Genomic DNA, 7,940 nt, shown 5'->3' on the forward strand with positions numbered 1-7,940 from the left:
GGACAGCAGGGCAGTGGGATCATCACAGGTCACGGCCGCATCTTGTCACCCACCACGCGCCCCGCCTTCCCCCCGAAGGTCCATCCGCGCGGGAGGCGCGGGGTCCGGGGCGGAGCCCCGGAGTGGGGACGGTCAGACCCCGGCCGCCCGCACCGCGGACACCGCCTTGCGCGCCGCCACCAGCACCGGATCCCACACGGGAGAGAACGGCGGGGCGTACCCCAGGTCGAGCGAGACGACCTGCTCGACCGTCATACCGGCCGTCAAGGCCACCGCCGCGACGTCCACCCGCTTCGCGGCCCCCGCCCCGCCCACGATCTGGACGCCGAGCAGCCGCCCGGTCCGCTGCTCGGCCAGCATCTTGACCGTCATCTCCGCCGCCCCCGGGTAGTACCCGGCCGTGTTCGTCGAGACGATCGTCGAGGTCACGAACCGCAGCCCGACCTCCCGCGCGTCCCGCTCCCGCAGGCCCGTACGGGCGATCTCCAGGTCGCACACCTTGCTCACGGCCGTCCCCACCACCCCGGGGAAGGTCGCGTAGCCGCCGCCCACGCCCGAGCCGATGACCTGGCCGTGCTTGTTGGCGTGCGTGCCCAGCGGGATGTGCCGGGTGCGCCCCGACACGAGGTCGAGCACCTCCACGCAGTCCCCGCCGGACCAGATGTTCCCGTGCCCGCGGACCCGCATCGACAGGTCCGTCAGCAGCCCGCCCGACTCCCCGAGCGGCAGCCCGGCCGCCCGGGCCAGCGCGGTGCGCGGTTCCACGCCGATGCCGAGCACCACCACGTCCGCCGGGTACTCCTCGCCCGCCGCCGTGGCCACCGCCCGGGCGCGGCCCTCGTCATCGGTGAGGATCTTCGTCACCTCGGCCCCCGACACCGTGGTGATCCCCATCGCGTTCATCGCCCGGTGCACCAGGCCGCCCATGTCCGGGTCCAGGGTGGCCATCGGCTGCGCGCCCCGGTGCAGGACGGTCACCTCGTAGCCCCGCAGGACCAGGGCCTCCGCCATCTCCACGCCGATGTAGCCCGCGCCGACCACCACCGCGCGGCGCACGTCCGTACGCTCCAGGGTGTCCATCAGGCGCTGTCCGTCGTCCAGGGACTGGACGCCGTGCACCCCGTGCGCGCCGATGCCGGGGAGCGGCGGGCGGACCGGGCGGGCGCCGGTCGCCAGGACGAGGCGGTCGTAACCGGTCCAGGATTCGGACCCCGATTCCAGATCCCGGGCGCGGACCCGCTGCCCGGCCACGTCCAGCTCCAGCACCTCGGTCCGCGTGCGCAGGTCGATCCCGCGTGCCCGGTGCTCCTCCGGGGTCCGTGCGATCAGCTCGTCCCGCCCGGCGACCGCTCCGCCGATCCAGTACGGGATCCCGCACGCGGAGTACGACGTGAAGTGCGACCGCTCGAAGGCGATGATCTCCAGCTCCGCCGGGCCCTTGAGCCGCCGCGCCTGGGAGGCGGCGGACATGCCCGCCGCGTCGCCGCCGACCACCACCAGTCGTTCCGTCGCAGCCATCGTCCCTACCGTCCCTCCGCCGTCGTGCAGGTCGGGAACACGCTACGGCCGAAGGCCCGTTCGGTCCGCCCCGGCCACCGCATCAGGTCAGGGTCGGGCGCCGGTGATCGGTCTGAGACGATGTGTCCATGCAGGAAGCGGACATGAGTGCGGACGGGCGTACGGGCGCCCCGGGCGACCGGCGCGGCCCCGGCCGGGCCGGCCACGCGGTGGTCATCGGCGGCGGCATCGCCGGACTCGCGGCGGCCCACCGGCTGCTCGCCGGCGGCGCGCGGGTGACCGTGCTGGAGGCCGGCGCGCGGCTCGGCGGCAAGCTGTACGCCGGGGAGATCGCCGGGCTTCCCGTCGACCTCGGCGCCGAATCCGTGCTCGCCCGCCGCCCCGAAGCCGTCGAGCTGGCCCGCGCCGTCGGCCTCGGCGACGCCCTCCAGGCCCCCGCCACCGCCACCGCCGCCCTGTGGACCCGCGGCGCCCTGCGCCCGATGCCGCGCGGCCACGTCATGGGCGTGCCCGGGGACCTCGCCCTGCTGGCCGCCTCCGGCGTCCTCTCCGCCGAGGGCCTCGCCCGGATCTCCGCCGACGCGGAGCTCCCGCCCACCGAGACCGGCGAGGACGTGGCCGTCGGCGCGTACGTCGCCGCCCGGCTGGGCCGCGAGGTCGTCGACCGGCTCGTGGAACCGCTGCTCGGCGGGGTCTACGCCGGTGACGCCTACCGGATCTCGATGCGCGCCGCCGTACCCCAGCTCTTCGAGGCCGCCCGCACCCACCGCAGCCTCGGCGACGGCGTACGCGAGATCCAGCGCCGGGCCGCCGAACGCCCGCAGGACGCCGGGCCCGTCTTCGCGGGCATCGAGGGCGGCATCGGCCGCCTCCCGCTCGCCGTCGCCGACGCCTGCCGGGCCGCCGGAGCCCGGATCCTGACCGGGGCGCCCGTGGGCGAACTGCTGCGCACGGAGACGGGCTGGCGCGTGGTGACCGGCGGCTCCGGCTCCGCCCCGGCCGAGGTCATCGAGGCCGACGCCGTGGTCCTGGCCACCCCTGCGGGCCCCTCGGCCGCCCTGCTGGAGCGCCTCGCGCCCGCGGCCGCGACCGAGCTGCGCGGGGTCGACTACGCCTCGATGGCGCTGGTCACCCTGGCGTTCCGGCGCTCCGAGCTGCCGCCGACGCTGACCGGCAGCGGCTTCCTCGTCCCCCCGGTGGACGGCCGCACCATCAAGGCCTCCACCTTCTCCAGCAACAAGTGGGCCTGGTCGGGCGCCGACCCGGACCTGTTCCTGCTGCGCACCTCCGTCGGCCGCCACGGCGACGAGGCGGTCCTGGAGCGGGAGGACGCCGAGCTGGTCGGCGTATCGCTCGCGGACCTCGGCGAGGCCGTGGGGCTGGCCGCCCGCCCGGTGGCCTCCGCGGTCACCCGCTGGGACGGCGGGCTGCCGCAGTACCCGGTCGGGCACCTGGACCGGATCGCCCGGATCCGGACGGCCGTCGCGGCCCTGCCCGGTCTCGCGGTGTGCGGCGCGCTGTACGACGGCGTGGGCATCCCGGCGTGCGTCGCGAGCGCGCACCGGGCCGCCGACGCGGTGGCCGGGGCACTGGCCGCGGGGCGCTCGGGCGCGGTCGCGGCGGGCTCCGCGAGCGCGTTCGGCACCCCAGGCACAGAGCACTGATCAGGACACGGGACAATAGGCACATGACTGCACCAGAGAAGATTCCCAACGCGGGGAAGAAGGCCAAGGACCTCAACGAGGTCATTCGCTACACCCTGTGGTCCGTCTTCAAGCTGAAGGACGTCCTCCCGGAGGACCGCGCCGGTTACGCCGACGAGGTCCAGGAGCTGTTCGACCAGCTCGCGGCGAAGGACATCACCGTCCGCGGCAGTTACGACGTCTCCGGCCTGCGCGCCGACGCGGACATCATGATCTGGTGGCACGCCGAGACCTCGGACGAGCTGCAGACCGCCTACAACCTGTTCCGCCGGACCAAGCTGGGCCGCGCGCTGGAGCCGGTGTGGTCGAACATGGCGCTGCACCGTCCCGCCGAGTTCAACAAGTCGCACATCCCGGCCTTCCTGGCCGACGAGAACCCGCGCGACTACGTCAGCGTGTACCCCTTCGTACGCAGCTACGACTGGTACCTGCTGCCCGACGAGGACCGTCGCCGCATGCTCAAGGACCACGGCATGATGGCCCGCGGCTACCCCGACGTGCGCGCCAACACCGTCGCCTCCTTCTCGCTCGGCGACTACGAGTGGCTGCTGGCCTTCGAGGCCGACGAGCTGTACCGCATCGTCGACCTCATGCGTCACCTGCGCGCCTCCGAAGCCCGCATGCACGTCCGTGAAGAGGTGCCCTTCTACACCGGACGCCGCAAGTCCGTCGCCGATCTGGTGGCCGGGCTCGCCTGATACCTCCCCTGGGGGGAAGGACCGGAAGGCCGCGTGTTCAGACCGACGCGGCCTCCGGGGATCGGGAGGCCCTGCCCCCGAATCGACGCAGCCGGAGATCCCGCCCGGAAGTTCAGACGACTGGCGGCAGCGGCACCCTGCGGGTGCCCGCTGCCCGGTCGTCCAGCGACACCGGTGCGGGCTCCGGATGCGGCGCACACGTGACACGCCACCCCGCTGTGTCACCTGTCAGCAGATACCGTTCCACATGACGGTCCACGCAGTCGTTGCGTCCGCCGACCACTCCGTGGGTACCGGCCCCCCTCTCCGTGACCAGCGCCGCCTCGGGGCCGAGCCGCCGCTGGAGTTCCAGGGCCCCCGGATAGGGGGTCGCCCCGTCCCGCTCCGCGGCCACCACGAGCGTCCGGGGCAGCGCCGCGGCTCCCGCGCCCACCGCCACGGGCCGCTGCCGCCGGGCCGCGGCCGGCCAGGAGGCGCACGGCAGGTTCAGGAAGGCGTTGGCCCAGGTCTCGAAGGGGGCGGTCCGGGCCAGTTCGGTGTTGTCGCGGTCCCAGGTCGCCCAGTCCGCGGGCCAGTCCGCGTCGTTGCACAGCACCGCCGTGTAGACCGCCCGCGCGTTCTCGTTCTCCGCGGCCGCCGCCGGGTCCGGCCCGGCCTGCTCCGTCAACGGCCCGGGATCCCCGCGCAGGTAGGCGCTGAGCGCGGCCGCCCGCCGCGGCCAGACCTCGTCGTAGTACGCCGCCTTCAGGTACGCCGCCTGCAGCTCACCGGTGCCGACCACGCCTCCCGCGGGCTCGCGGGCCACCCCCGCCCGGACCTTCTCGTAGCTCGCGCGGACCGCCTCGGCCGTGCGGCCCAGCCGGTAGACGTCGTGGTGGCGGGCCACCCAGGCGCGGAAGTCGGCCCAGCGCCGCTCGAACGCGGGTGACTGGTCGAGGTTGTCGCGGTACCAGATCCGCCGCGGGTCCGGATCGACCGCCGAGTCGAAGACCAAGCGCCGGACCCGGCGCGGGTACAGGGTCGCGTAGACCGCGCCGAGGTAGGTCCCGTACGAGGCGCCCAGGAAGTTCAGCCGCTCGTCGCCCAGCGCGGCGCGCAGCACGTACAGGTCCCGGACGTTGTCCAGGGTCGTGTAGTGCTCCAGCGCCGCACCCGCCCGGCGCGCGCAGCCGCGCGCGTACTCCTCGGCGGCCGCGCGCCGCTGCTTCTTGTACGCCGCCGAGGGCCGCTCCGGGACCTGGGTGGGCCCCTCGGGCCGCGCGCCCGGAGCCCGGCAGGAGAGGGGCGCCGAGCGGCCCACCCCGCGCGGGGCGTAGCCGACCAGGTCGTAGGCGGCGGCGACGCGACTCCATTCCGGCAGGTCCGCGACGAGCGGGAAGTACATGCCGGAGGCGCCGGGGCCGCCCGGGTTGTGGACGAGGGAGCCCTGGCGGGCGGCCCGGTCGCCGGTGGCGGTGATCCGGCTGACGGCCAGCGAGATCTGCGGTCCGTCGGGGCGGGCGTAGTCGAGCGGTACGCGCAGCAGGGCGCAGCGCACCGGGTCCGCCAGCCCCTCGCTCGCGGGGCAGGCGCCGAAGTCCAGGCGGCGCGCGGCGGCCCGGCGGGCGACGGTCTCGGCCCCCAGGCGCCGGGCGCGCTCGGCGGGGGTCTCGGCGGCGGCGCCCCCGGGAGCGCCGGCCGTGGTCCCGGCCGCGCGGGCCGCCGCCGCCGTGCCCGGGCCGGTGGCGGCGCGGGCCGGGGCCGCCGGGGCGCACAGGGCGAGGGAGAGGACCGCGGCGGTGGCGCCGTAGCGGGTGAGCGTCGTCCGCATGGCGGCCCCTGTCGTCTCATCGGATCAGCCGATGGGACGACAGGGCGGGCCCGTTGTACAGGATCGCCGCCGGGTGTCGCGCTCAGTACCTCCGTTGCCGCGCGGGCGCCGCCCGATTGCCGCAGGACAGCGCGGCCCGCAGGCCGGGGTCCCGGACGGCGCGGACCCCGCGCACGGCGACGGCGGCGAGCGGCTCGCGGCGCCCGCGCTCGCGGTCCAGCGCCGTCAGCAGCCGCTGCCCGGCGGGGGAGGCCCACGCGGAGTACGGGTGGGACTCGAAGCGGGCGATGGCCAGGCAGCCCAGCGTGAGGATCAGCGGCAGGGCGAACCAGCACATGATCAGGGCGGCGGGCGTGCCGCCGGTGGGTACGGCGAGGGCGGCCGCGGCCATCGCGAGGATCAGGGCGGTGGCCCCCCGGACCGCCGCGACCCCGGCGACGATCCCGGCCGGGCCGTCCTCGGGCGCGGCGAGGCCCGCCGCGCCGAGCCGGTCGGCGAGCGCCCGTACGGCCTCGTGCGCGGCCGCGGCGGAGCGGACGGACTCCACCGGGCACTGGCCGTCGGGCCCGAACGCCCCCAGCACGGACCACTCCAGCGGATCGCGGCCCACCGGGTCGACGACGGTCGCCCACCCGGTGTGCGCCAGCAGCAGCCGCCGCTGGCGCTCCATGGAGAGCAGCGTCAGCTCGGCGACCCGCCGGGGGCCGCCCGCCAGGTAGGCGGCCTCGTACAGGTCCAGCGCGTCGTGGTGGTGCGCGGTGGCGCCGCCGGGGGCGGGCTCCGCGCCGTCGGCCGCGGCGCACAGGAGGCGGGCGCAGGACAGCAGCGCCCCGGCCCAGGCCGTCAGCAGGAACAGGACCCAGAACATGGCCCGATGTCTACAAGATGTCGAAGCCGTCGGCCGGGGATGGTGCCGAGGCGTGAACACCTCGTGATGCGCTCGTGATGAAGGGTCAGGAACTGCTGGAGCAGCTGGAACCGGACGAACTGCTGCAACTCGAACCGCTCGAGCAGCTGGAGGAACTCCCGCAACTGCTCCCGGACGAACCGCAGCTGGACGCAGCGGAGCCGCAACTCGACCCCGTGGAACCGCAGGAGGAACCCGATCCGCCGCTCGTACCGGACGATCCGCAGCTCGCCCCCGAAGCGGCGCAGCTCGAACCGGAGCTTCCGCCGCAGCCGCTCGCTCCGCCGCCGTCGCTCCCGGCACACCACACGACGGGCAGGATGTCGGGGGAGGACCCGCCGGACCCGTGGGAGCCGTGCGCACTCCGGGAGCCGTGGGGCGCGGCCGCGGCGCGGGCGGCGCCCAGCCGGGCGGCGGGCAGCAACTGCGCCCGCAGGTACGGGTCCCGGACCCCCGCCAGCCCGAACAGCGCGGCCTGGACCGGCGCGCTCCGGTCGCGCGCGTACAGGGCGCGGATCTGGATCAGCGCCCGGCGCCCGGCCGTGGTGATCCGGCCCAGGGCCCGGGAGGCGCCCACCCCGCCGGCCACAGCGCCGCCCAGCAGCACCGGGAACACCTCGACGACGAAGGGCAGCTGGAAGCCGTGGTACCCGGGGCCCGCGAACTGCAGGACGGTCAGCGCGATCGCCGCCGGGAAGCCCAGCACGCAGACGACGGCCTGGATCTTCCCCCAGCGCCGCCACACCCGGCCGGTGCCGGGCAGCGCGATCAGTCCGCGGTCGGCGAGCGCGTCCCCGACCTCCTGGACGGCCGGGTCCCGCATCGCCGCCGACCGCAGGACGTGCAGGGCCCCCGAGGGCGCCGTGGAGTGCGCCTGGAGCACGGCCCGTTCGGCGGGATCGTGGGCCCGGACCCCGGGCAGCGCGTGGACGATGCCGGGACCGCCGACGACGAGCCGGCCGTCGCAGAGCAGCGAGACCAGCGCGGCGTCGACGACCCGGCCCGGGCCGCCGGAGAGGAAGGCGGCCTCGGAGAGGTCGTGCAGCCGGGGCACGGGACCGGGCGGGCGGGTGCGGAACCGCCTGATCCCGAGGTGCAGCGCGAAGGAGGAGACGAGGACGGTCACCCACACGAGGACCGCGAGCCCGATCATCTCGCGCCCCCGGTCGGCGCGGCGGCGGACGCGGAGCGGTCGGCGTGCGGGGCGTGACCGGCGTGCGGGGTGTGACCGGCGTGCGGGGTGTGCGCGGTGTGCGCCGTCCGCGCCGGGTGTCCCGCGCCGGGCGCGGCGGGGCGCGGCGGCC

6 protein-coding genes are annotated in these 7,940 nt (G+C 76.0%); 2 read left to right on the plus strand and 4 right to left on the minus strand.

Annotated elements, in window-relative coordinates:
- Window positions 1-132: 132 nt before the first annotated feature.
- Window positions 133-1,518 carry an FAD-dependent oxidoreductase gene (locus ABT084_RS37435; RefSeq protein WP_351054186.1) on the minus strand — a complete coding sequence of 462 codons (1,386 nt, stop codon included), beginning with the start codon at window positions 1,516-1,518 and terminating at the stop codon, window positions 133-135.
- Window positions 1,519-1,661: 143 nt separating this feature from the next.
- On the opposite strand from ABT084_RS37435, the gene hemG reads away from it, so the two are divergent.
- Together hemG and hemQ are read left to right on the plus strand one after the other, a co-directional pair.
- Window positions 1,662-3,182: a protoporphyrinogen oxidase gene (hemG, locus tag ABT084_RS37440; protein ID WP_351054198.1), complete on the plus strand. Its 1,521-nt coding sequence runs from the start codon at window positions 1,662-1,664 to the stop codon at window positions 3,180-3,182.
- Window positions 3,183-3,205: 23 nt separating this feature from the next.
- Window positions 3,206-3,919, plus strand: a complete 714-nt coding sequence (hemQ, locus tag ABT084_RS37445) for a hydrogen peroxide-dependent heme synthase (RefSeq protein WP_351054188.1) — start codon at window positions 3,206-3,208, stop codon at window positions 3,917-3,919.
- Between the two features lie 112 nt (window positions 3,920-4,031).
- On the opposite strand, the gene ABT084_RS37450 is transcribed toward hemQ, so the two are convergent.
- The 3 genes from ABT084_RS37450 to ABT084_RS37460 all read right to left on the minus strand — a co-directional run bounded on the left by ABT084_RS37450 (window position 4,032) and on the right by ABT084_RS37460 (window position 7,789).
- Window positions 4,032-5,729: an alpha/beta hydrolase gene (locus tag ABT084_RS37450; protein WP_351054191.1), complete on the minus strand. Its 1,698-nt coding sequence runs from the start codon at window positions 5,727-5,729 to the stop codon at window positions 4,032-4,034.
- 82 nt (window positions 5,730-5,811) lie between these two features.
- Window positions 5,812-6,597 (minus strand): TIGR04222 domain-containing membrane protein, encoded by a 786-nt coding sequence (locus ABT084_RS37455; protein WP_351054193.1) that lies wholly within the window; start codon window positions 6,595-6,597, stop codon window positions 5,812-5,814.
- Between the two features lie 85 nt (window positions 6,598-6,682).
- Window positions 6,683-7,789: a TIGR04222 domain-containing membrane protein gene (locus ABT084_RS37460; protein ID WP_351054196.1), complete on the minus strand. Its 1,107-nt coding sequence runs from the start codon at window positions 7,787-7,789 to the stop codon at window positions 6,683-6,685.
- Window positions 7,790-7,940: the final 151 nt, after the last annotated feature.

The sequence above is a fragment of the Streptomyces sp. NPDC002138 genome, assembly GCF_040296485.1.
Taxonomy (GTDB): domain Bacteria; phylum Actinomycetota; class Actinomycetes; order Streptomycetales; family Streptomycetaceae; genus Streptomyces.

Bases quoted from the DNA above. Each gene is read 5' to 3' on its own strand.
- ABT084_RS37435 (WP_351054186.1), bottom strand. From the start codon at position 1,518: ATGGCTGCGACGGAACGACTGGTGGTGGTCGGCGGCGACGCGGCGGGC.
- hemG (WP_351054198.1), top strand. From the start codon at position 1,662: ATGAGTGCGGACGGGCGTACGGGCGCCCCGGGCGACCGGCGCGGCCCC.
- hemQ (WP_351054188.1), top strand. From the start codon at position 3,206: ATGACTGCACCAGAGAAGATTCCCAACGCGGGGAAGAAGGCCAAGGAC.
- ABT084_RS37450 (WP_351054191.1), bottom strand. From the start codon at position 5,729: ATGCGGACGACGCTCACCCGCTACGGCGCCACCGCCGCGGTCCTCTCC.
- ABT084_RS37455 (WP_351054193.1), bottom strand. From the start codon at position 6,597: ATGTTCTGGGTCCTGTTCCTGCTGACGGCCTGGGCCGGGGCGCTGCTG.
- ABT084_RS37460 (WP_351054196.1), bottom strand. From the start codon at position 7,789: ATGATCGGGCTCGCGGTCCTCGTGTGGGTGACCGTCCTCGTCTCCTCC.